28 protein-coding genes and 1 pseudogene are annotated in these 21,584 nt (G+C 65.2%); 16 read left to right on the top strand and 13 right to left on the bottom strand.

The window, feature by feature from the left end:
- Positions 1–25: 25 nt before the first annotated feature.
- The gene (locus XF30_RS23190; protein ID WP_036000331.1) at positions 26–274 is read right to left on the bottom strand and encodes a hypothetical protein; all 249 of its coding nucleotides are present in this window, start codon (positions 272–274) and stop codon (positions 26–28) included.
- A gap of 202 nt (positions 275–476) precedes the next feature.
- Between XF30_RS23190 and XF30_RS23185 the strand changes: the two genes are divergently transcribed.
- Positions 477–938: a cupin domain-containing protein gene (locus tag XF30_RS23185; protein ID WP_036000328.1), complete on the top strand. Its 462-nt coding sequence runs from the start codon at positions 477–479 to the stop codon at positions 936–938.
- A 6-nt stretch (positions 939–944) separates the two neighbouring features.
- Here XF30_RS23185 and XF30_RS23180 read toward each other — a convergent pair whose 3' ends face one another.
- Positions 945–1,907 carry an alpha/beta hydrolase gene (locus XF30_RS23180; RefSeq protein ID WP_109143954.1) on the bottom strand — a complete coding sequence of 321 codons (963 nt, stop codon included), beginning with the start codon at positions 1,905–1,907 and terminating at the stop codon, positions 945–947.
- 115 nt (positions 1,908–2,022) lie between these two features.
- Here XF30_RS23180 and XF30_RS23175 point away from each other — a divergent pair, with 115 nt between their 5' ends.
- A complete protein-coding gene (locus XF30_RS23175) occupies positions 2,023–2,700 on the top strand; it encodes a nitroreductase (protein WP_109145820.1) in 678 nt (225 codons plus the stop codon).
- 133 nt (positions 2,701–2,833) lie between these two features.
- Entirely contained in the window at positions 2,834–3,037 is a 204-nt protein-coding gene (locus XF30_RS23170; RefSeq protein WP_036000317.1) for a hypothetical protein, read from the top strand.
- 26 nt (positions 3,038–3,063) lie between these two features.
- Here the strand turns inward: XF30_RS23170 and XF30_RS23165 are convergent, their stop codons facing one another.
- From XF30_RS23165 to XF30_RS23155, 3 genes are read right to left on the bottom strand one after another with little or no spacing between them, the layout of a single operon-like run.
- Entirely contained in the window at positions 3,064–4,182 is a 1,119-nt protein-coding gene (locus XF30_RS23165) for an HD-GYP domain-containing protein (protein ID WP_109143953.1), read from the bottom strand.
- A gap of 51 nt (positions 4,183–4,233) precedes the next feature.
- Positions 4,234–4,566, bottom strand: a complete 333-nt coding sequence (locus XF30_RS23160) for a PilZ domain-containing protein (RefSeq protein ID WP_036033812.1) — start codon at positions 4,564–4,566, stop codon at positions 4,234–4,236.
- A complete protein-coding gene (locus XF30_RS23155; protein ID WP_109143952.1) occupies positions 4,563–5,675 on the bottom strand; it encodes a DUF2336 domain-containing protein in 1,113 nt (370 codons plus the stop codon). The genes XF30_RS23160 and XF30_RS23155 overlap by 4 nt, the downstream gene beginning before the upstream one ends.
- A 296-nt stretch (positions 5,676–5,971) precedes the next feature.
- Here XF30_RS23155 and XF30_RS23150 point away from each other — a divergent pair, with 296 nt between their 5' ends.
- Both XF30_RS23150 and XF30_RS23145 read left to right on the top strand, forming a co-directional pair.
- The gene (locus XF30_RS23150) at positions 5,972–6,919 is read left to right on the top strand and encodes an AraC family transcriptional regulator (RefSeq protein WP_109143951.1); all 948 of its coding nucleotides are present in this window, start codon (positions 5,972–5,974) and stop codon (positions 6,917–6,919) included.
- A 50-nt stretch (positions 6,920–6,969) separates the two neighbouring features.
- Positions 6,970–7,560: an NADPH-dependent FMN reductase gene (locus XF30_RS23145; protein ID WP_036022824.1), complete on the top strand. Its 591-nt coding sequence runs from the start codon at positions 6,970–6,972 to the stop codon at positions 7,558–7,560.
- 103 nt (positions 7,561–7,663) lie between these two features.
- Here XF30_RS23145 and XF30_RS23140 read toward each other — a convergent pair whose 3' ends face one another.
- From XF30_RS23140 to XF30_RS23130, 3 genes are all read right to left on the bottom strand, one after another.
- Positions 7,664–9,745 (bottom strand): methyl-accepting chemotaxis protein, encoded by a 2,082-nt coding sequence (locus XF30_RS23140; RefSeq protein ID WP_036022825.1) that lies wholly within the window; start codon positions 9,743–9,745, stop codon positions 7,664–7,666.
- Positions 9,746–9,830: 85 nt separating this feature from the next.
- A complete protein-coding gene (locus XF30_RS23135) occupies positions 9,831–10,436 on the bottom strand; it encodes a 2-keto-4-pentenoate hydratase (protein ID WP_244609007.1) in 606 nt (201 codons plus the stop codon).
- Positions 10,348–11,217 (bottom strand): TetR/AcrR family transcriptional regulator, encoded by an 870-nt coding sequence (locus XF30_RS23130; RefSeq protein WP_244609006.1) that lies wholly within the window; start codon positions 11,215–11,217, stop codon positions 10,348–10,350. Before XF30_RS23130 ends, XF30_RS23135 begins: the two co-directional genes overlap by 89 nt.
- Before the next feature lie 126 nt (positions 11,218–11,343).
- Here XF30_RS23130 and XF30_RS23125 point away from each other — a divergent pair, with 126 nt between their 5' ends.
- The gene (locus tag XF30_RS23125; RefSeq protein WP_109143950.1) at positions 11,344–11,826 is read left to right on the top strand and encodes a tautomerase family protein; all 483 of its coding nucleotides are present in this window, start codon (positions 11,344–11,346) and stop codon (positions 11,824–11,826) included.
- A gap of 35 nt (positions 11,827–11,861) precedes the next feature.
- A complete protein-coding gene (locus tag XF30_RS23120) occupies positions 11,862–12,638 on the top strand; it encodes a crotonase/enoyl-CoA hydratase family protein (protein ID WP_109143949.1) in 777 nt (258 codons plus the stop codon).
- Between the two features lie 10 nt (positions 12,639–12,648).
- On the opposite strand, the gene XF30_RS23115 is transcribed toward XF30_RS23120, so the two are convergent.
- Positions 12,649–13,089 carry a DUF1810 domain-containing protein gene (locus XF30_RS23115; RefSeq protein WP_109143948.1) on the bottom strand — a complete coding sequence of 147 codons (441 nt, stop codon included), beginning with the start codon at positions 13,087–13,089 and terminating at the stop codon, positions 12,649–12,651.
- A gap of 207 nt (positions 13,090–13,296) precedes the next feature.
- Here XF30_RS23115 and XF30_RS23110 point away from each other — a divergent pair, with 207 nt between their 5' ends.
- From XF30_RS23110 to XF30_RS23075, 8 genes are all read left to right on the top strand, one after another.
- Positions 13,297–14,247, top strand: coding sequence for a DUF2778 domain-containing protein (locus tag XF30_RS23110; RefSeq protein ID WP_225142044.1), 951 nt, complete (start codon positions 13,297–13,299; stop codon positions 14,245–14,247).
- A gap of 66 nt (positions 14,248–14,313) precedes the next feature.
- On the top strand, positions 14,314–14,571 hold the full coding sequence (locus XF30_RS23105) for a hypothetical protein (RefSeq protein ID WP_036000273.1): 258 nt from the start codon (positions 14,314–14,316) through the stop codon (positions 14,569–14,571).
- Positions 14,572–14,665: 94 nt separating this feature from the next.
- Positions 14,666–15,166: an SMI1/KNR4 family protein gene (locus tag XF30_RS23100; RefSeq protein ID WP_036022833.1), complete on the top strand. Its 501-nt coding sequence runs from the start codon at positions 14,666–14,668 to the stop codon at positions 15,164–15,166.
- 185 nt (positions 15,167–15,351) lie between these two features.
- A complete protein-coding gene (locus XF30_RS23095; protein ID WP_036000267.1) occupies positions 15,352–16,443 on the top strand; it encodes a TRAP transporter substrate-binding protein in 1,092 nt (363 codons plus the stop codon).
- A 259-nt stretch (positions 16,444–16,702) separates the two neighbouring features.
- Positions 16,703–17,401 (top strand): septum site-determining protein MinC, encoded by a 699-nt coding sequence (gene minC, locus XF30_RS23090; RefSeq protein ID WP_036022835.1) that lies wholly within the window; start codon positions 16,703–16,705, stop codon positions 17,399–17,401.
- A 21-nt stretch (positions 17,402–17,422) separates the two neighbouring features.
- Positions 17,423–18,238 carry a septum site-determining protein MinD gene (gene minD, locus XF30_RS23085; protein WP_036022837.1) on the top strand — a complete coding sequence of 272 codons (816 nt, stop codon included), beginning with the start codon at positions 17,423–17,425 and terminating at the stop codon, positions 18,236–18,238.
- Positions 18,235–18,516, top strand: a complete 282-nt coding sequence (minE, locus tag XF30_RS23080) for a cell division topological specificity factor MinE (protein WP_109143946.1) — start codon at positions 18,235–18,237, stop codon at positions 18,514–18,516. The genes minD and minE overlap by 4 nt, the downstream gene beginning before the upstream one ends.
- 177 nt (positions 18,517–18,693) lie before the next feature.
- Positions 18,694–18,879, top strand: coding sequence for a hypothetical protein (locus XF30_RS23075; RefSeq protein ID WP_036000257.1), 186 nt, complete (start codon positions 18,694–18,696; stop codon positions 18,877–18,879).
- 18 nt (positions 18,880–18,897) lie between these two features.
- Here the strand turns inward: XF30_RS23075 and XF30_RS23070 are convergent, their stop codons facing one another.
- Together XF30_RS23070 and XF30_RS23065 are read right to left on the bottom strand one after the other, a co-directional pair.
- The gene (locus XF30_RS23070; RefSeq protein WP_025035957.1) at positions 18,898–19,146 is read right to left on the bottom strand and encodes a hypothetical protein; all 249 of its coding nucleotides are present in this window, start codon (positions 19,144–19,146) and stop codon (positions 18,898–18,900) included.
- A gap of 107 nt (positions 19,147–19,253) precedes the next feature.
- Complete coding sequence (locus tag XF30_RS23065; RefSeq protein WP_036000295.1) at positions 19,254–19,646, bottom strand: hypothetical protein; 393 nt, start codon at positions 19,644–19,646, stop codon at positions 19,254–19,256.
- Positions 19,647–19,773: 127 nt separating this feature from the next.
- Between XF30_RS23065 and XF30_RS23060 the strand changes: the two genes are divergently transcribed.
- Positions 19,774–20,556: an SDR family NAD(P)-dependent oxidoreductase gene (locus tag XF30_RS23060; RefSeq protein WP_109143945.1), complete on the top strand. Its 783-nt coding sequence runs from the start codon at positions 19,774–19,776 to the stop codon at positions 20,554–20,556.
- Here the strand turns inward: XF30_RS23060 and XF30_RS23055 are convergent.
- Together XF30_RS23055 and XF30_RS23050 are read right to left on the bottom strand one after the other, a co-directional pair.
- Positions 20,553–20,783 carry a DUF6894 family protein gene (locus tag XF30_RS23055; RefSeq protein WP_025035960.1) on the bottom strand — a complete coding sequence of 77 codons (231 nt, stop codon included), beginning with the start codon at positions 20,781–20,783 and terminating at the stop codon, positions 20,553–20,555. The genes XF30_RS23060 and XF30_RS23055 overlap by 4 nt on opposite strands.
- 489 nt (positions 20,784–21,272) lie before the next feature.
- Positions 21,273–21,584, bottom strand: a pseudogene (locus XF30_RS23050) (hypothetical protein); the annotation flags it as partial.

Below are 21,584 nucleotides of genomic sequence, written 5' to 3'. Positions count from 1 at the left end.
GAAAAAGCCGGGAACGGACTGCGCGTTACGCGCTGGTCTCGCACTTCTTCATGAAGCTGTTCTTGGCGGCGCCGGCGAGCGGCTTGCCGTCTGCGCTGACGGCCTTGGGCGCGCAGGCGTCTTCCTTGCACTTCTTCAGGAACGAGGTCTTGGCGGCGCCGGCCAGCGGCTTGCCGTCCTTGCCGACGGCCTTGCTCTCGCAGGTTTCTTGCGCAAGGGCCGAGCCCGCTGCGAAGGTGGCAACGATCGCAGCGAGGAAAATCCGTTTCATCATGGGGGTCTCCTGAACCAGAAATGGCCGGGAGAGTGGAGCCGGGAATCGTGGCGCAATCAAGCAGGATGAGCACTGGGCCGCCCGGTCGCCCGCTGATTTTTGCGCGCCAGCTCGGAAGATGTCGCCTCTGTTGCAGTGCTCGCTGACCGCATCGGGCGATCCTGCTAGCGTCGGTCCCTTGAGATGGAGAGGAAGCATCGTGATGGACGCCGCGATCCCGCACGACCAGGCAGCCGATCGGCATTCCCACCTGGTTCGACCCCAAGACATGGATTGGCAGAAGACGCGCTTTCCGGGCTGCGAGGCCAAGACGCTACTGTTCGATCGCCGTACGGGGCTGATGACCGCCTTGATGCGTTTTGCGCCAGGATCGGTGCTGCCCGATCACGAGCATGTCGGCATCGAGCAGAGCTGGGTCATCGAAGGTGCGCTCGTCGACAAGGAGGGTCCGGCCAAGGGCATTGCCTGCAAGGCCGGCGAATTCATCTGGCGCGAGGCGGGGAGCCGGCATGCCGCCTGGTGCCCCGACGGCGCGTTGATCCTGGCGATCTTCCAGGTGCCGAACAAGTTTTTCGAGGCCGACGGCCGCGTGGTCGATGCCGCTGGCCAGGACTGGGATGAGACCTGGGGGCACACCGCGGCGCAGCGGGCGCAGAGCGCCTGATCGCCTTCACGCGCCGCGCATCAGCAGCGCCTTGAAGTCGGCCCGCGCGCGCTGCGCCTCAGTGCGCGCGACGTCGGAGGCGTCGCCCATGCCGAAATAGCCATGGATCAGGCCGGGGCCCTCATGGTGCTTGACCTTCACGCCGGCGGCCTCCAGCGCCCGCGCATAGGCGGCGCCTTCGTCGCGTAGGGGATCGAACCAGGCGGTGGTCACGACCGCGGGCGCGACGCCGGCCAAGGAGGCGGCCCGCAGCGGCGAGACGCGCCAGTCGCCGGCGTGTGCGGGATCGGCGAGATAATGGCCGCAGAACCATTCCATCGTCGCCCGCGTGAGGAAGTAGCCCTCGGCGTTCTCGCTGCGCGAGGGATAGCGCGCGTTCTCGCGCGCATCGGCATAAGCGCCGACGACGTCGGTGACCGGATAGACCAGCAGTTGCGCGGCGAGCTTGATGCCGGCCTCCCGGCAGGCGATCGCGCTCGTCGCTGCGAGATTGCCGCCGGCGCTGTCGCCGGCAACGCCGAAGCGCGTTGCGTCACCGCCAAATTCCGCGACGCGGCCAAACACGTCGCTAACCGCGGCGAAAGCATCCTCGAAGGCGCCGGGAAAGCGCGTCTCGGGCGGGCGGCGATAGTCGACGGAGACAACGACCGCGCCGGTCTCGATCGCAAGGTTGCGCGCCTGCCGGTCGTGGGTTTCGAGATCGCCCGCAACCCAGCCGCCGCCATGGAAGAACACCACCGTCGGTGCCGGCGCGGCGCCGACCCGATAGACCCGTGCGGGAAGCAGACTGGCGCCGCCTTTCACCCTGATATCCTCGACGCTATCGACCGGCGGCGGCGGAATGGCGGCACGCGAGGCAGCGAGTGCGCGCAAGGAATCGCGGGCGCTCTGTGGCGTCATGACCGTGGGATCGCGCATCGGCATGAGCGGAATGATCTGGGCGATGACGGGATCGAGCGGTGCGGCCATGGGCTTTCCTCACAGGGTTCTTGGTCTTGCTTGGTCATTAGCATAGGTTTTGCGGGCCGCATCGGCAACCGGCGTGCGTCGCAAGGCCGGACGAACGGGCAGGGAGGTTCACGAGGTGGAATTCGAGACGCTGGTCCAGTCGCGCCGCAGCGTGCGTGGTTTCAAGAACGAGCCGGTGCCGCGCGCGGTGATCGAGGCGATCATCGAGAGCGCCAAGCGCGCGCCCTCGTCGATGAACACCCAGCCCTGGCATGTCCATGTGCTCACGGGTCATCCGCTGGAGGAGGTGCGTCGCCGCAACATGGCGGAGATGGCCGGCGGTGCCAAGGTCAAGCGCGACATCGTCAGCCATGGCGAATACCAGGGCGTGCATCGTACCCGGCAGGTCGACATCGCCAAGAAGCTGTTCGGCGCGATGGGAATCGCGCGCGACGACAAGCCGATGCGGCAGGACTGGGTGCTGCGCGGCTTCCGCCAGTTCGACGCGCCGGTCTCGCTGGTGCTGACCTATGACCGCGTGCTCGATCCCGGCGCGGTCTGCCACTTCGATCTCGGCGCGCTCTGCTACGGCATCGTGCTCGCGGCGTGGGACCGCGGGCTCGGCTCGGTCATCAACGGGCAGGGCATCATGCGCTCCGACATCGTGCGCGAGGTCGCCGAGATTCCGGAGGACGAGGTCATCATGACCTGTGTCGCGATGGGCTATCCCGACGACGGCTTTGCCGCGAACGCCGTGCGCTCGGACCGCGAGCACAACCACCAGTTCGTGCGTTACGTGGGTTTTGCCGATTAGCACGAGCAAGAGGAGATTATTCTCTGGCGGAAAATTTTTGGTGCGGTGTCGCGAGTGGCCTCTTGCATTCTCGAAGTCGCGGGAGGAACAATATGCGGACTGAGAGGTTTGTTGCTGGCGCGAGGGAATTGATATGCGGCGGCTGGCTAGCCTGGTTCGGCGGTTCTTCGGTCCGCGACTGCGGCCCAAGATCGACGATGATCCAAGTCTTCCGTTCACACCCGAAGAGTTCGGCCGGCTGATTCGCAGCGGCCGGCACGAGGACATGAAGCTGCTGGCCGACGGGCTGGCCTGCCGCTCCATCCCGCGCCGCGCCAGCCATCGTGCGACGCATTAGGCTGCGCTCGAGACGGGTCACAGCGCTCACCGCGTGAGCGCGACCTGCTTGAACGCGCGGACTAGCGCCTTCTCCAGCTTGCCTGTCATCTCGCACAGAACGTCGTAGGCCTCCGCGCGCGCCATGGTCGGCTTGTAGTGCCGGTGCTCGATCAGGGCTGCGAAGATGTCCGAGATCGTTAGAATCCTGACGATATCGCCAATGCTCTCGGCGCAGAGCGCATCGGGATAGCCGCTCCCGTCGAGGTACTCGTGATGATGGCGGACGGCATCGAGAATCTCCGGCGAGATCCCGTCATGGTCCTTGAGAAACGTATGGCCGGCGGCGGGATGCGTTTCGATCAGCGCGCGCTCGGCGGCATCGAGGCGGCCCGGCTTGTCGAGGATGGCGAGCGGAATCTGCGCCTTGCCGATGTCATGGAACATGGCCGCCGAGTAGAGACGTTCCAGGTCGGCCCTGCCGACGCCAAGGCTCAGTCCGAAGTCGATCGCGACACCGGTGACGAGCAGGCAATGCTGATAGGTTCCTTCGTGGTGCCGCCGCACCGTCATGAGCCACTCCGTCAGGCCATGGCGGGTGATGCGATCGGCGATCTGGCGCCCCGCTTCCTTGGTGGCGTTGACGTCAAGCGGCTGGCCCAGGGTGACGGAGGTAAACATGGATGCGATCGCGGTCGCGGCGGTCTCGACGGCAGTGTCGGCCTGCGCGCTCTCGCGCGACGCGGCCGAGAGCGGATCAGGCGGATCGGACAGCGCCGCCAGCAGCCTCGCCCGGTTGATGGTGCCCGGAAGGACCAGTGTCGCTCCAAGCGCATAGGCCTGCGAAACGGCGACATGCGAGGTGTGCTCCAGCAGGAAAATCCGCTTCTTCGCCTTTGCGAGCTTGCCCGCCCGTTTCTTGATCGCCGCGATATTGTCGACATCGCGAAGCTCGGCGCGAATGACGATGGCGGACGGCACCTCTGACAGCTTGGCCTCGGCGTCCAGCCGCTCGCCCGCGACGGCGAAGCGTTGCTCGAGGAGCGAGCACACACCGGCCAGCTTGTCGGACGTGTCGGCCAGCACATGCACGAACGGGCGCGGCGCTGCAGCGACCGCGACGCCGCCAAGGCTGGTGGGTTTGAGTGTGGTTTGCGCGTTCTGCACGGATATGCCCCGGAATAGCGCGGGCTCCAATCGATGGGTCGAATTCTCGGTCTATTTGGCCTGATCGGAGCTCTGCGCTGCGGCAGCCGGCGTAATCGCCTGCTTCTTCTTGCTTTGTGCCGTGACGAAGTGGATGCCAGCGGTGGTGCCGTCGATCCAGACCAGCTCGCAGCGCCGGTAGGCCAGGCCCGTCGACGACAGCAGCATGAAGAATTCCTTGGCCTGGAGCACATCCAGCGTGCCCTCGACCTCGACCTTCGCGCCCGTCTGCGAGACGTCGAGCAGGACGCAGCTGCGCCGCCAGGTGCCGTCGGATCCCATGAGATTGACCGGCTGCCTGTGGTCCATTTTCACGCGAAAGGCTTTGCGACCGTCGAACTTCATCGGCTAACCCCCATCTTTTTTGCGTCGCGATGTCCCCGACCGCACTCCTTGGCGTTTGCGGCAATTTCGCCCCACCGCACCGTCCACTGGCTGGTCGACAGCAGCAGCGTCTCGAAAATGTGCTGCGCGCGTTCGCGCTCGGCGAAAGAAAGCCGTGTGCCGCTGCGGTTGCTCAGGATGGCGAGCGTGGTCTGCCAGTTCAGCCGCGAGGCGCGGCAGGCCATGACGAGACCCTCGCAATCCTCGTCGGTCATGACATGTTCGACGATCTCGATGGGAGCGCCTGAAAGCACCGACAGCGCGGTGATGAGGTTGGCGCTCTCGCCGCGGATGGCGAAGCGGTTCACCGTGGAATCGTTCAGCTTGCCGATGCGGCTGAGTGCAACGATCTCCGGTCGCGCGATCGCATAGGCCGCCGCGGAGGGTAGCTTGGTGACGATGGGTGCGGCCGTTGCGGCTTGAAGCGAGACGGTGGCGTTCGGGCCGATGCCGGATTTCGGCGCCGGTGAGGCCGACAGCAACTTCCGCATGACTGTGTCGGGCGTGTCGGGCCTGAGCGCCAGTGCCTTGGTGAGTTCGTCATCCACCAGGCACTTCTCAACCAGCGCAACGTAAGCGGCTTCGGAGAACCTTGCCTCGCTGTTGCCGATCAGCGCAAGACAAGCGCTGGAAGTGCCACCCTTGATCAGCGTCTCCACCACCCGTGGATCGATCGGCGCGCGGCCGGCGATGGCACATTGCTGCCGTACGCCGCTCGCGGCTGCGATCAGTTTGAGATCGGACGTGGACAGCGACCGCGAGCGGAGCAAAACGGGGCAGGCGACTTCCGGGTCGCGGTGCGAGGCGAGACGTCGCACGGTGTCCGGCGGAGCCGCCTTGAGCTCTGCGAGCGCCGCGCTGACATCGATCAGCGCGCTGGCCTCAACCCGCTCGATCAGTCGCACCAGGACGCCGTCGACCACACCGGCGAGCAATTCCTGGGATCGACCGCGGCTGCTTGTGAGCAGTTGCAAAAGGCCGAAGAGAATGCGGGCGCACCGGTCCAGCGGACACGTTGCGACCGCGTTCTCCAATTCGGCCAGATTGTCGGCAGGCGAATTTGCCGTCATGGCAGGAGCCTGAAATGAAATAAATTGCACAATCAAACGACGGTTATTCCGCCGCAAAGGCGTTAATTTGAATCTTAAATGGCAACGGCTTCGGTATTGGCGCACCGCCTCAATGGCAGGAAACGCTATCGAAATTCGGCGAGACAGGGTTGTCCCGGATTGTTCTTTCAACCGGCCCGTCTCCAATTGATCAGGGCACGTTAGGATCGATTCTAACGAAATAACCGAAGGAGGCAGCGAACGGCACCCCGCGGCCGGACGCACATTCAGAGCGGCGCGGCATTTTTCATATTTCCATGAACAGCATTGACGATGTGCCGAGGTCGGCACTCAAAACATTTCGTTTTTCAGACGTCGACGAATTTCGAAGCGCTATACGCGGGCTGAATTTCGAATTCACCCCTTTTGTGCGGAAGATTTCGGCTGAGCAGACGATCCTGGCCCTACCGGGCTGCGACGTGAATTTGACGCGCGCGTTTCCGCGGGTGGTTGACGCACAACTCGTGGAGAATTGCACGGCGATCGGCTTCACGATGGATGATCTCAACGTGCCAATTCGCTTTAACGGCTCGCAACGGGCGCGACCCGCCGTGGTCATTGGCAGCGGCGGGGCGGCCTACACCACCATCGAGGAGGTGCAGCGGCAAATCGCCTCGGTGATTTTCCGGCCCGAGGTGAGGGATCGTGGCTGGCCGCCCACGCTCTCGAGCTTCAAGATTTTTGAAATCTCCACGGCCGGCTTGCAGCGGTTGCGCGGCGTGGTTAGGGAGGTGCTGGCCGAGGCGGCCGGGCCGATTTCGGCACCGGAGCTCTTGTTGAAGGGCGCGGCGATGAAGGAGTCCCTGCTCGGAGCCGTTGACGAGGCCTTTGCGACGATCGTTCCGGCCCGCTGGACCTTTGCACCCAACGACGGACGGAATTTCAGGCTATTCCAGGACATCCGCGCGCTGCTGTCTGACGACCTGTCGGAGCCGATTTATAGCGACGAGATCGCGCGCAGGCTCGGACTGTCCGTTCGCACCATGCACGACGTCGTGCGCCGCTATCGCGGCATGAGCCTGCACCGCTATTTGCGTCTGCATCGGCTGTGGCTGGTGCGTCGGCGCCTTCTCGCCGGGGCCGATAGCGTCAAGGCGGTCGCGCTGGCGTATGGCTTCTGGCACCTCAGCGATTTCTCCAGAAGCTACCGCGACCAGTTCGGCGAGACGCCGTCGCAAACACTGGACCGCGGTCGCGGAAGGTAGAACGATAAATCGGGTAGGGCTGGGCGCCGGTTTCGTGCTACCGTTCGGCCATGAGCAATCGCATTCTCGTTCTCTACGGTTCTTACCGTTCCGACCGCATGGGCATCCGCCTTGCGAATTTCGTCATCAACCGGCTGCGCGATCGCGGCGAGGACGTCGAATTCATCGACGCCAAGGCGATCGGGCTGCCGATGCTGGACCGGATGTACAAGGAACATCCCAAGGGCTCGGCGCCGGAGGCGCTGGAGAAGCTGGCCGGGCAGATCCGCGGCGCCGACGGATTCGTCTTCGTCACCGGCGAGTACAATTGGGGCATGCAGCCCGGGCTGAAGAACCTCACCGACCATTTCCTGGAGGAATGGTTCTGGCGCCCGGCCGCGATCGTGAGCTATTCGGCCGGCCGGCTGTCCGGCGCGCGCGCAGCGACCGCCTGGCACGGCACGCTCTCGGAGATGGGCATGGTGGTGATATCGAGCACCATCGGTGTCGGCCCGATCGCGCAGACGCTGTCGGACGCCGGCGAGCCGATCGGCGACGGCGGCAAGGCTCTGGAGCGCTCGTTTCCGCGCTTCGCCGACGATCTGACCTGGTGGATCGAGGCGGCGAAAGCACAGCGCGCGCGCAAGGCGCCGCCGTATTGAGGTCGCGTAGCCTGGATGGAGCGACAGCGTAATCCAGGGTCTCGCGCGTCAACGGCACTGTCCCGGATTGCGCTGCGCTCCATCCGGGCTACGACTTCGCGTGCTACGCCGCCCGGACCTCACCGAGGAAGCGCTCGAACTGGCCGGCGAGATCGCGCGACTGGGTCGAGAGCTGCTCGGCCGCGCCCAGCACCTCTCTTGCCGCGGCGCCGGTGTCGTCGGCGGCGCGCTGCACGCCGGAGATGTTGCTGTTGACCTCCTGGGTGCCGCGGGCAGCCTCCTGAACGCTGCGGGCGATCTCCTTGGTCGCCGAGCCCTGTTCCTCGATCGCCGCGGCGATGGCGGTGCCGATCTGGTCGATCTCGGCGATGACGTCGGCGACGTTGCGGATTGCCGCCACCGTCTCGTCGCTCGCGGTCTGGATCGCGGTGATCTGCTCGGAGATCTCGGTCGTGGCCTTGGCGGTCTGGCCGGCCAGCGACTTCACTTCGGAGGCGACCACGGCAAAGCCGCGGCCGGCCTCGCCGGCACGGGCGGCTTCGATGGTCGCGTTCAGTGCCAGCAGGTTGGTCTGCTCGGCGATGCTCTGGATCAGCGTCACGACGTCGCCAATCTTCTGGGCGCCCTCGGCGAGCGTGCGCGCCGTGTCGCCGGTGCGGCGGGCATTGTCGACGGCACGTGCCGCGATCTCGGTGCTTTGGGCGACCTGACGCCCGATCTCCGCGATCGAGGAGGTCAGCTCTTCGGTGGCGCTCGCGACCGTCTGCACGTTGGTCGAGGTCTGTTCGGAGGCGGCGGCGACCACGGCGGCCTGGCTGTTGGTCTGCGCCGCCGTCGAGGTCATCGACTGCGCGGTGCTTTCCATTGCAGCAGAGGCCCGCGACAGGCCGCCGACCAGCTCGGTCACCTTGGCCTCGAAGGCGCGGGTGAGATCGTCGAGCGCTTGGGCGCGGCGCATCTTGCCGTCGTTCTCGGCCTGCTTCTCGGCCGCGAGCCGATCGGCGCGAATCATGTTGTCCTTGAACACCTGAACGGCCGCGGCCATCGCGCCGATCTCGTCGGAGCGCTCGGCGCCCGGAATGCTCTCCGCAACCTCGCCGTCGGCGAGCCGCGACATGCGCGTCGTCAGGCCGACGATCGGCGCGCAGACGCGGCGGCGAACCGTCACGATGAGGCCGGCGCTGGCGATCAGCACGGCGACAAGGCCGACGAGCGCGATCGTGAAGCTGGTGTGCGCGGCCGACGAAGCGCCGGCGAGAATCTGCTCGGCGTTGTCGTAGAAGGCGTCGCGGACGCCGATGATGGTGCCGAGGCCGCGCTGCGTGGCGGCGTAATAGGTGTCCATGTCGTGTTCGTATTTGCCGGTGATCGCGCCGTCCTTCACCAGCTTGAGCTCGCGGCCGAACTCCTCGACATAGATCGCGTTGAACTTCTCCAGGGCCTCCGCGACATTCGCCGGCGTTGTTGGATTGCCGCGCAATTCCTGCAGCGACATCACGATCTGATCGTTGCGGCCCTGCGAGCGGGCAATGTCGGCCTTCTCGGCGTCGGTCGCCGGCTTCTTTCCGCCGAGGAGGTTCTTGTGCAGGCTGGAATTGAAGCCGCCAACGTCGCGCAGCGTCATCGCGACATTAGCGTAGCTGGCCTGCCGGTAAGCGTCACCGTTCAGGATCGCCATGCGGCGGACCTGCTCGTTGAGCAGCGCAGTCACGCCGCCGTTGAGCACGGCATTGTCGGCGACGATCTTCTTGGCCGCGTCTTTGCGCGCCTCGGCGGGACCCGCCAGCGCCTTGTCGATGGCCTCGCGCAACGCGGTGAACTTCGCGTTGATGCCGTCGATGTTGCTGCCGATCGTGGTGCCGTCGTCGAACGGGCCGGGCAGCTCCTTGCGCAGCGCGTTCATCTTGTCGCGGGCGCGGTCGGTCTGCTTGCGCAGCTTGTCCTGCTCGGCCAGCAGCGCAGGGTCGATGGCCGCAGGTCCGTAGAGGATGTTGGTGGAAAAGCCGCGCTCCGGATTGAGATAGCGCGGGATGTCGCTGACCGCACGGACGATTGCGAGCCGCCCCTGCGCTTCAGTGATCCGTTCCATGGTCTGGTACTTCGTCGCGGCGACGTAGACGGCGAGACCGCCGCCGACGGTCGAGAGCGAGACGATGGCGCTGGTCAGGAGCGTACCGATTTTCATGATCTGTCCGGCAAATAACGGAGAAGTATTTTGCCCGGACGATAGGGCGGCCATGTTAATCTGCGGTTTACGCTCCCTGGCCGGCTCAGCTGTAGGTCGCGCTGACCGATCCCAGCGGACCAAAATCGGCAACGTAGGTCTCGCCAGCCTTGGGCCGGAGCATACCGGTCAGCGTGCCCGTGCTGATCGTCTGGCCGGCCTTGAGACCGATGCCGGTCCGCGACAGCTCGTTGGCAAGCCAGGCCAGCGGCACCAGCGGATGGTCAATCGCCTCTGCAGCGGAGCCGCGGCGCCTCTCGATGCCGTTGCAATTGAGGACGACATCCTGAGTGGCGACGTCGCGGCTGCGCCAGTCGACGATGGGCTCTCCGAGCACGATCGTTCCTGATCCGGAGCCGTCGGCCATGATCGCCGGCATCGGTGGAAACGCCGCATCGTGAATGAAGCGGCACTCCGCGAGCTCGATGCCGGGATGCAACGAGACGACGGCGTCGCCGACCTCGTCCACCGTATAGGGCTTTGCGCGCGGCGGCAGATCGGCGCCGAGACGTGCCTGGAACTCGACTTCGGGGATCGGGCTGCATTGTCTGGCATGCTCGACGCTAGCGGGCGAGCTCTTGATCAGGGGCGCGAACACCCGCCCATAGATCGGCGCGGAGATGCGAAGCTGACGCTGGAGCCCCGACTTCATGCCCGCGATCTTCCAGCCGACGACATCCCAGCCGAGTTCTTCTTCCACCATCTGCGCGACTTGGTACGCCGTGTCCGCATCCGGTGGGACCAGCCGTTCGTCGAGGCCGCTCTGTTGCCGGCCCTCGCGACGCAAATCGGCGAGCTGACGGGCGAGTTCGCGTTGCCGGGATAAGTCCATTGCGCGTCTCCAATCTATTTTTTGTGCAGGCGAGGGCGGTTGCGAGGACGATCTCCAGTTCCTCCTGAACCTGATCGAGCGCGTCGGCGCTGCGGCTGGCGCGACACATCGCGACCGTGCCTTCGATCGAGGCGACGATGAGCGTTGCAAGCCGCTCGGCGCGCTCGGCAGCCAGTCCTTCGCGCAACAAGGCTGCCAGCATGATCCGCCGCCAATCGGCGAACACGCCTTCGGCGAGATCGAGCAGGTGCTGCTGCGCGGCCGCGTCGTCCTTGTCACTGGGCTCACCGACATAGCGATCGACCGCCACGGCGAGCACAGGGCAGCCGGCCTCGAAGCCGGTTGCCTCCAACTGGCGGCGCCATGATGCGATAAAAGCCTTGAGGCCGCCGATCACGCCGCGTTCGTTCATGGCTTTCTCCAGAGGAATGGATACCTGCCGGCCGGCGAAGGTCACGGCTTCGGCGATCAATTGCGGCTTGCCGTCGGGGAAGTGGTGGCTGATCGAGCCGCGCGGCGTCGCTGTGTGGCGGACCACGTCGCGCATGCTGGTGGCGTTGACGCCGCGGCGGCTCATCAGGTCGGCGGCGCCGGCGATCATCCTGTCGCGTGTGGTGGCAGTCATCGGGAATCCTGCAATTGGCCATCTCCATCTAGACTATGACACTTGACATAGGCAAGCCGTGCTGAGATATGACGAGTGTCATATTCGTGGAGAGGTGCCGATTTGACCATCATTACCGTCACCGCACCGGCCGGACGGCTCGGCCTGCCGCAGCGCCGGCAGCTTGCGGAAAGCCTGACCGACGCCGTGCTAGAGCCCGAGGTCGGCCAGAGGGCGCCGGCGGCCCGAATGGGGTTTCAGGTGCATTTCCACGAACTTCCGTCCGACAGCATGGCGATCGGCGGCCGGTTGCTGTGCGACCAGGACAAGCCGCGCGACATCATCACCGTCAACATCGCCGTCATGAACGCGGCCTGGCCGGCGGAGGTGCGCGCCGAGGTGATCCGCAACGTGCTGGCGCGGCTTGCGGAGGCCTGCGGCATGCCGGCGCCGTCGCCGACCTGGTGGGTCAATTTCGAGATCATCGATGAGGGAAGCTGGGGATCGCGCGGCGGGGTGCTCTCGATCCTTCAGCTGCTGGATTCCGGCGTGTTCACGCCGGCCCGGATCGAGGCGATCCGCGCGGCGCTTCAGCAGCCGGCCTGACTTGCTGCCAACACCAACAATCGGGAGACGAGCACATGAGCGAAGGTCAGATCGGCACCGAGGTGCACGGCCACGTCCTCAAAATCATCATCGCCAACGCCGCGAAGAAGAACGCGTTCACGCCTGCGATGATGGAGCAATTGTCCGATGCACTCACCGAATTGCACCACAACGAGGCCTATCGCGTCGGCGTGGTCTGCGCCGAGGGCGGGGATTTCACTGCAGGTCTCGATATGCCCAAATTCTTCGGTCCCACCGCGGAGAAGCGCAACACCAAGGACGGCAATGTCGACCCGTTCGGGCTCAACAAGCGCTGCCCCAAGCCGATCGTGACGGCCGTGCAGGGTATCGTCTACACCATCGGCATCGAGCTGATGCTCGCCGGTGACATCGTGGTTGCGGCCGACGATGCACGTTTCTGCCAAATGGAGGCGAGGCGCGGCATCGCACCGCTGGGCGGCGCGCATTTCCGCTTCCTATCGCGGGCCGGCTGGGGCGATGCGATGTATCATCTGTTCCTCTGCGACGAGTTTTCGGCGCAGCGCGCGCATGCGATCGGTCTCGTCCAGGAGGTCGTGCCTGCAGGCGAGCAGATCGAGCGGGCGATGACGCTCGCCGCCATGATCGCGCGCAATGCGCCACTCGGCATCCAGGTGACCAAGGAAGCGGCGGCGAACTATGTCGAAGCTGGCGAAGCGGCTGCGATTGCCTACATCCCGAAAATTCGCGATCGTGTGCTCGGCAGTGCCGACGCCAAGGAGGGCATCCAATCCTTCATCGAGCGTCGCGCGGCCGTCTTCCAAGGACGTTGATCGGCGCCTGCTAATGCCGAGCCTGATCCAGCCTTTCGAGGATATCCAGCGTGGCGCCATCGCGTTCGCCTGCGAAATATCGGGCGAGCGCCTGATCGAAGACGGGCTCGTCGGAGACCGCGCCGAACAGCGTCATCGACGAGCGGAATTTGGCGTCATCCGGCGCGCCGAGGATCGCGTTGATGGTCCGGCCCTCGACCGCGAGCACCAGCCTGGTGCATTCGATCAGCCGGCCGCCCAGGATAGGGTGGACGAGATAGGCCTCGGCCTCCGCGCGGGAGCCGATGGCATATCGCTGCGACATGGCGCTGGCGCCAAGACCTGCGACCTGGGGGAAGATGAACCACATCCAGTGAGTCTGCTTCCGGCCCCGGGTCAGCTCGCCCAGGACGTCGCGGTAGACCGGGCCCTGGGCCCGGACAAAGCGATCGAGATCGAACGGATCGGTCATTGGATACCTTAGGGGATACCTTTGGAGGGCCTTGGCGGCCCCGATTATGCCTAACTTTTGGCTCCCAATGTGGTAGCTGGTATAGAGTCTCTCCGGGTGGGGGTGGGTAAGCCCCCCGGGGGTCGATTTGGGGATCTGATGGTTTCCGACGCAGCACACGCCGAGAGGCTGTTGTCGCGCCGCCGTGTCGGGCGGGCTGAAACGATTCTGCTGTCTGTGGCCGCGATGGCGCTGGCGCTCGGCGCCGCCGCGTGGGTCGCCGATATCAGCGATTCGACCCCGCTGGTCTCCGCGGCGTTGCCGCCGGCCAATGCCCCCTCATTCGAGGACCGTTTCGCCTCGGCCTCGGCCGGCCCGTCGCCGCGCGAGCTTGGTCTGCGGGTGCTGGAGCGCTCCGCGGTGAATGCGGCCCAGCTCAAGCTGCGGGACGCCAAGGCGATGCTGGCCCAGAAGCTCCAAGGCGACGACTGGCGCTCGATCCTGAGCGAGGACGACCGGTACATGACCGAGGAGGCGAGGCGCTCGCAGCGCGCCGACGCCATCCCCATGCCGCGCGCGCGTCCGGTCCAGGCGGACTTCTCCGCTCAGATCGCCTCCAGCCAGGCCTATGCGGACACCAATCTCAGGGTCGACAACCGCAATTTCTTCGAAAAATTCACCGACAAGATCAAGCTGGCCTCGCTGACGCCCGGCGACGGCCTGCTCGGCAGGGGGCCGGATCTCGCCGCGCTCGGCTACGATTCGCGCACTGCGGTCTATGACATCTCGGCCAAGGCGGTCTATCTGCCGAGCGGCGTGGCGCTGGAAGCCCATTCCGGCCTGGGCGCGCTGATGGACAATCCTGACCATGTCGACCGGCGGATGGTCGGCGCGACGCCGCCGGCGATCTACGATCTGAAGCCGCGCGAAAAGCCGTTCCACGGCGTCCGTGCGCTGCGCATGACCCCGGTCGAAGGCACCAGCGCGCTCGGCCGCGTCGGGCTGCTCACGCACAATTACCTGCTCGGGCCGCGCGGCGATTCCAACGGCTGCGTCTCGATCAAGGACTATGATCGGTTCATCAAGGCCTACGACAATGGCGAGTTCAACCGCCTGGTCGTGGTGCCGAGTCTGCGCGGCGCGGCGACCGCCTCGCAGCGCGCGAGCACCGATTCCTGATATTCGCCTGCGACGGCGGGGCTGCCGTTTCCCCTTCGTTAAGCCGTCCTCGTCCAGAAGCAGCCCATGAGCGATCCATCCAATTCCGAGACCCCGCTGCGCACGACGTTCAAGATCAAGCTGAACGGCGACACGCTGGCGATCGCGACCGTCGGTCAGGCCTATCAATTCCTGACCAACTTCAAATCGGTCGAGTGGATGGAATTTCGCTCGCTGCACGAGGACGCCGTCGCGGCCCTGGAAGGCGCCGCCGGTAACGCCATGCTGGCGGTGCAGGCAACCAACGCCGTGCGCGCGCTGTTCGTCAGCGCCAAGCTGCTCTGAGAGAATCTCTCCCTCTGGCCTGATCCGTCGCCCTCGAACCCACTGCAAGGCGGGTGCGACGAAGGCTTGCGCGTCCGCGCCAGGGAGAGGGAATATGAAATTGGCAGAATTCATTGCAGGCATCGACGTTGGCGCGGAGCAACCAACCGAAGCCGCGCTCACCGCCTTCGAGACGTCCATCGGCTGTCGCTTGCCGGACGACTATCGCCGCTTCCTGCTGGCCTGCGCCGGCGGCTATCATCAGGGGGGCGCCGACTTCAACTGGCCGCATGGGGACTGGGCGGGTTCGGTGCAGGAGGTCCTGGGATTGCGGTCCGACGAGTGCTCGCTGGTGCAGACGCGCCAGACGCCGCAATGGCCGACCGTCGATGAGCTGTTGTGGATCATGAGCGACCACGGCGGCAATCCGATCTGCATGACGATCGACAAGGCCCATTTCGGCGAGATCTGGTTCATGGACCACGAGATGGCCGAATACGAAAAGCCCTGGACACTGGCGCAGGCGATGTCCGATCAATGGGGCTATGTCCTGCCGCTAGCACCGACGTTCAGCGATTTCATCGCCGGCCTGTACGAGGAAGCAGCGGCCGCCTGAGGCGAGGCCGGGCCGAGCGGGCGGGTCCGCCGCGACATGCTGGGTCCAGCTGGTCCACGGTATCCGGTGCAAGCCCGACCTTTCTTTTCCGTCGCTTGAACTCCGCTCCCGGAACGGGCAAACGGTTCGCCAAGAAACCGTGGCCCAGGCCATCCATTCGACGCTGAGTTCAAGGGAGACCCATCATGAAACGCCGTACATTCCTCCAAGGTGGTGCGGTCGCCGGCGCGACCACGCTGGTTGCGGCCCCTGCGATCGCGCAGAGCATGCCTGAGATCAAATGGCGCCTGACGTCGAGCTTCCCGAGATCGCTCGACACCATCTACGGCACGGCGCAGACCTTCGCGAAATATGTCGCCGAGGCCACCGACAACAAATTCCAGATCCAGACCTTCTCGGCGGGCGAGCTCGTGCCCGGCCTGCAGGCGCTCGATGCGGTCAGCACCGCATCAGTGGAGATGGCGCAGACGCCGCTCTATTTTTACATCGGCAAGGAGCCGGCGCTGGCCTATGCCACCGGCGCGCCCTTCGGCATGAACCATCGGCATCAGGAATCATGGTGGCACTTCGGGGGCGGCGCCGACCTCACCAACGAAGCGCTCAAACCCTTCAAGGCGCACGCCATCCTCTGCGGCAATTCCGGCACCCAGATGGGCGGCTGGTTCCGCAAGGAGATCAAGTCCGTCGACGACCTCAAGGGCCTGAAATTCCGCATCGCCGGCATGGGTGGCCATGTGCTGGCAAAGCTCGGGGTCGTCCCGCAGCAGATCGCGGGAGGCGATATCTATCCGGCGCTGGAGAAGGGCACGATCGACGCGGTCGAATTCGTCGGTCCTTATGACGACGAGAAGCTCGGCTTCTACAAGGTCGCCAAATACTACTACTTCCCCGGCTGGTGGGAAGGCGGTGCCATGTTGCACATGATCGTCAACGACGAGAAATGGAATTCGCTGCCTAAGCAATATCAGGCGATCGTCAACCAGGCGGGCGCGGCGGCCGGTGCGTGGATGCTCGAGAAATACGACAGCGTGAACCCCGGTGCGCTAAAGCGGCTGATTGCGAACGGCACCGAGCTGAAGGCGTTCCCGCAACCGGTGCTGGAGGCCTGCTACAACGCGACCCAGGACCATCTGAACGAGCTCGCCGCCAAGAGCGACCTGTTCAAGCGGACCAAGGAGAGCCACGACGCGTATATGAAGGAGGTGCTGTTCTATACGCAGATCGCGGAGAATTTCTACGACAACTATCTGCTCAGCAAGACGCGCAGCAAGACCTGAGCGGAAGAGGCGAGGGCGCGGTGTTTACGCCGCGCCCAGCTTCGTAGCCCGGATGGAGCGCAGCGCAATCCGGGAGAGTGCCGGGTGATGCGCGAGACCCGGATTGCACAAACGGGCGGCGCTTTCGCGCCGACCGTTGGCTCCATCCAGGCTACGGGACCGCGCATCCACTCACGTAACCCCACGGAGACATTAACCAGCCATTAACCATATCGGCCGCATCGTTAACCATTCAATAACAGGGAACGAGTCGGCCGCCATGGAGGCTGCAGCAAAGGTCCAACGTCAGATGGTGCGCCTGCGCGGGCGCTCCTATGTGGCTTTCGTGTTCACGCCGACGGTTCCCGTGCAGGACTGGCTGCACGAGATCGACGCCACGATTGCGCGCTCGCCCGGCTTTTTCGCCGGCCGGCCGGTGGTGATCGACCTGTCCTCGGTCGATCTCAGCCAGGCCGGCATCGGCCATCTGCTCACCAGCCTGCAGGACCGCAACATCCGCGTGCTCGGCATCGAGGGCGTGGAGGAGGGAAGGCTGACGCCGATGATGCCGCCGCTGCTGTCGGGCGGACGCAGCTGCGTGGTCGAGCCGAGCGCGCCGAAGAAGGCCGAAGCGAAGGTCGAGACCAAGCCGACGTCGCTGCTGCTTGAAAACCCCGTGCGCTCAGGCCAGACCGTGATCTTCCCGGAAGGCGACGTCACCATTCTCGGCTCGGTCGGCTCGGGCGCCGAGGTCGTCGCCGGCGGCTCCATCCATGTCTACGGCGCGCTGCGCGGCCGCGCCATGGCGGGCGTCAATGGACACACCAGCGCGCGCATCTATTGCCAGAAGATCGAAGCCGAACTGCTTGCAATCGACGGATTTTATCAGACCGCCGAGGACATCGACGAGGCCCTGCGCGGCAAGCCGGCGCAGGCCTGGCTGCAGGGGAATACCATGCGAATTACAGCACTGAACTGACCAGCAAAGGAGACATTTCAGATGAGTAAGGTACTGGTCGTGACATCAGGCAAGGGCGGGGTCGGTAAGACCACGACCACCGCCGCGCTGGGAGCTGCCTTGGCGCAGCGCGGCGACAAGGTGGTCGTCGTCGATTTCGACGTCGGCCTGCGCAACCTCGACCTCGTGATGGGCGCCGAACGCCGCGTCGTGTTCGATCTCATCAACGTGGTGCAGGGCGTCGCCAAACTCCCGCAGGCGCTGATCAAGGACAAGCGGCTGGAGAATTTGTGGCTGCTGCCGGCGTCCCAAACCCGCGACAAGGACGCGCTGACGGAGGAGGGCGTCGGCAAGGTCATTGCCGAGTTGCGCAGCCGGTTCGACTGGGTGATCTGCGACAGCCCGGCCGGCATCGAGCGCGGCGCTTCCATGGCGATGCGCTTTGCTGACGAGGCCGTGATCGTCACCAATCCGGAAGTCTCCTCGGTGCGCGATTCCGACCGCATCATCGGCATGCTCGATTCCAAGACGGTGCGGGCCGAGAAGGGCGAGCGCGTCGAGAAGCATATTCTCATCACTCGCTACGATCCCTCACGCGCCGCGCGCGGCGAGATGTTGACCATCGACGACATCCTGGAGATCCTTGCCACGCCCTTGCTCGGCATCATCCCCGAGAGCCAGGACGTGTTGAAGGCCTCCAACGTCGGCACGCCTGTGACTCTGTCGAATGCCGATGGAGCGCCGGCACGAGCCTATATGGACGCCGCTAAGCGCCTCTGCGGCGAGAACGTGACAATGCACGTTCCTGCCGAGCGCAGAGGATTTATGGACCGGCTGCTGCGACGGAGGGCTGCATGAGCATGGGTCTGCTTCGACTCCTCCGCGGCAAGAAGGCCACAGCACCCGTCGCGCGCGAACGGCTGCAGATCCTGCTTGCCCATGAACGTGGAATGCGCGGCCAGCCCGATCTGCTCGGTGTGCTGCGTGAGGAAATTCTCGCTGTCGTGTCCAAACATGTGACGCTGGACCCGACCAAGGTCATCGTCCGGCTCGAACGCGGCGACGAGGTCTCGACCCTCGAGGTCGACATCGAGGTGCCCAACGATATCGAGGGCAAGAAGGTGGCGGTCGCGTAGGGGACCGCGGCCCGCAGACTCCCGTTTTGGGGTGGGTGAGAAGGCGGTCCGCCGGGCATGGCGGGCCGCCCTTGTCTTGCCGCTCACATCGATTGGACGGAACGCGCCCCGCGCCTCGACCGTTGTGAACCACCCGCGGCAGCGTTGCACCGCGGCTGGTCAGACGGGAGAGCGCCCATGATGTCCGAGGTCCAGGTCCATACACTTGCCCGGCAGATGCTCGAACAGCACGGCTTTGCTGCGATCGCGAAGGCCGCTGAGCAGGCCCAGGCCTGCGAGGGCCGCGGCGAGGCCGATGAGGCCAGGGAATGGCGTCACATCGTGGACGCCATGAAGATCATGCGCGGCCCGCATCAGAGCTGACACTCGAACGCGCGAGTTTCAACGCTCGCCGCGATCGGCGCCTTGGGACGAATTGCGGTTCTGTGTCTGCGGCTGCGCGCGCTCGCCCGATTCCTTGCAGGGCAGGGGTTCCCACGAGCCGTCCGGCGCCTGCTGATAGGCACTGCAGGACGGCGAGGTGGACTTTTCCCCACCCTTCTGGGCGTCGGAATTTCTCGCCAGTGCGGGCGCAGTCAGCACCGCGGCGGCTGCAATCGCGCCGGCGAAAACGAAATGGATACTCCGCATGAGGACCTCCTGTTCGAATTCGGAAGGAGGCCGCATGCTGTGAAAAATTATGACGATTTTGGGCCGCGGCAGAGGTTCCGTCGCGGCGTGCTTAACGGGGCGGCGCGCTAGCCACCCTTGCTGCGGATCAGGCCGGCGAGATTGGTCTTCTGGGCTTCGCACCAGCCGGACATGCCGAGGCGGCGCTGGTCCATGTCGGTCGCCTGGGTCGCGATCGCGACCTCCGCCATCAGGTCATCGTCCTGCTTCTCGCCCATCTTGCCGCCGGTATGCAGCCAGGCGATCGCCTTGCGCACCTTCTCGGTGGTGCCGTCGGGCAGGTGCATCTGCTGCGCCCTCTGCACGAGGTCCTGATAGGCGAGATCGGTGTTGGGGCACTCGACCTTGGCGGCGAAGGCCTGCAAGACCATCGTCACATAGGTCGATCGCGGCGGCGCATCGCCCGCGAGGGCCGGCGCGGCCAACAGCAACAGGCCCGTCATCAGAAAACCGGTGCGCATCCCTGGGACCTCCTCCATTTTATCGAGAGGCTAGCGTCCGGCGCGCCGCTCGGCAATGGGATCGGGACACAATTGTCGCCGATCGGCCCAGTAGGCTAACCTGCGCTCCCCAGCATCGGAGCGCGATATGAGCCTGTTCAGCACGCCGTTCGATCCCACACGCGACACCGCGCTCGTCACCGGCGCAGGCAACGGCATCGGCCGCGCGATCGCGCTCGGCCTGGTCGGCGAGGGCGTCCGCACCGTGTTCGCGGATGTCAGCGCGGAGCGGGTGCGTGCCGCGATCGGCGCGAGCGAGAGGCCAGGTCTCGCCGTGCCCTGGGTCGGCAATCTTGCCAGCCTCGAGGCCTGCGATGAGCTGCTGACATCAGCGCATTCCGCGCTGGGCGAGGTCACGCATTTCGTCCACAGCGCCTCGCCGCCGCGGCGCGAGGCGGATCACTTGCTCGCGGTCGATCGCAACACCTGGCAGGAGATGCATGCCGTCAATCTCGATGCCGGCTTTCACCTGGCGCGCGAGCTCGCCAAGCGGCTGATCGCGGCGAAGCGGCCGGGCTCATTCCTGTTTCTGACCTCGCTACATGCGGGCACGCCGCGCAACCTGGCGCATTACTCGACGGCAAAGGCCGCCATGGCGATGCTGGTGAAGGAGCTGGCCAAGACGCTCGGACGTTACGACATCCGCGTCAACGCGCTGGTCCCCGGCGCGGTCGCAGCCGGCGGATTCGTCGCCGATCCCGCGCTGGCGCGGCATATTCCGCTCGGGCGCCTCGGCGAGGCCGGGGATCTCGCCCCGATGGCTCTCACGGTGCTGTCGAACAAGCTATCCGCTTATGTCACCGGCGCAGCCTTCGTCGTCGACGGCGGATTGTCGCTGACGAACTGGTTCGAGGCACCGGTGCTGGACTAGCGCTGCCAGGCCGGCACTGGATCGAGCGGCGTGCGATAGAGCTCGTTGTGATCGCGATCGGTGACGCGCACCGCGCAACCCTTCTGCTGCAGCTCCGGCTTCACCTGCGACAGCTCGCAGGCCAATTGATCGGCGCGATCGGAGGCAACCTCGATGTCCTCGAGGATGATTCCACCCTGGTTCTTGAACTCTTCACCAACCACGAGATCGAAATAATAGTAGGGCATCCGAATTCCCCGGTGTGACGATCTGAGCTTCAGTGCAAGTCTCAACACATGTCGGATGGTACCACTGAGTCGACATCTATCGAATGAACAGAGCGCGCAATCTCTGGGCTTATGGCGCAGAAATGATGTGCAACGTGCGGGCTCGTTAAGAGTTTATTAAATATACCCGCGCGATCATTAGGCATGGAATTGCAGCAGAACCGGGCTCCGGGAACCGGCAGCTGCAAGAGAAGGCCGCCGGCATAGATCCCGACGGCCTTTTCTCTTGAGCGAGACGTCGCTCACCGTAATCGCCCGGAGTTAACGCTTCACATCGACTCGGACAGCGTGCGTGAGCGCGTGACAGCAAGGCTGCGTCGCTGCTCTAAAGCGCGATGCGATCAGAATGAATCGTCATCGCGCTTCAGGTTGTTGTTGTTTGAGCATGATCGTTTTGGAAAACCGCTGCGCACTTTGCGCTTACGCGGCCCTTCGGGTTCGGATCATGCTCTAGCGCAGCGGCATCGGCGGACGCACGATAGGTCCGTCGTCATCAGCAACGGCTTGCGTCGTCGTGGTCGGCGCAGCCGGCGGCGTGGCGGCGGCGGCCTGCGATAGCGGCGGCGGAGGCGCGAGCGGCGCGGGCGAAGAGGCCGGCATGTAGGTCCGCGTCACAGGCGGCTTGGGCTTGCGAACCGGCGGCGCCGCAGGCTGCGGCGGGAGGGCGGCTGCGCGCGCGCGCGGATCGACCGGCGGCCTCGCCTCGGTGACCGGCTTCGGTGCGGGAGGCCTCGCCATCTCGCGCGCCATCTGCTCCTGTCC

It is taken from the genome of Bradyrhizobium sp. SUTN9-2, assembly GCF_003122645.1.
GTDB classification, from domain to species: Bacteria; Pseudomonadota; Alphaproteobacteria; order Rhizobiales; family Xanthobacteraceae; genus Bradyrhizobium; species Bradyrhizobium yuanmingense.
This window is presented reverse-complemented; position numbering and strand designations above follow the sequence as displayed.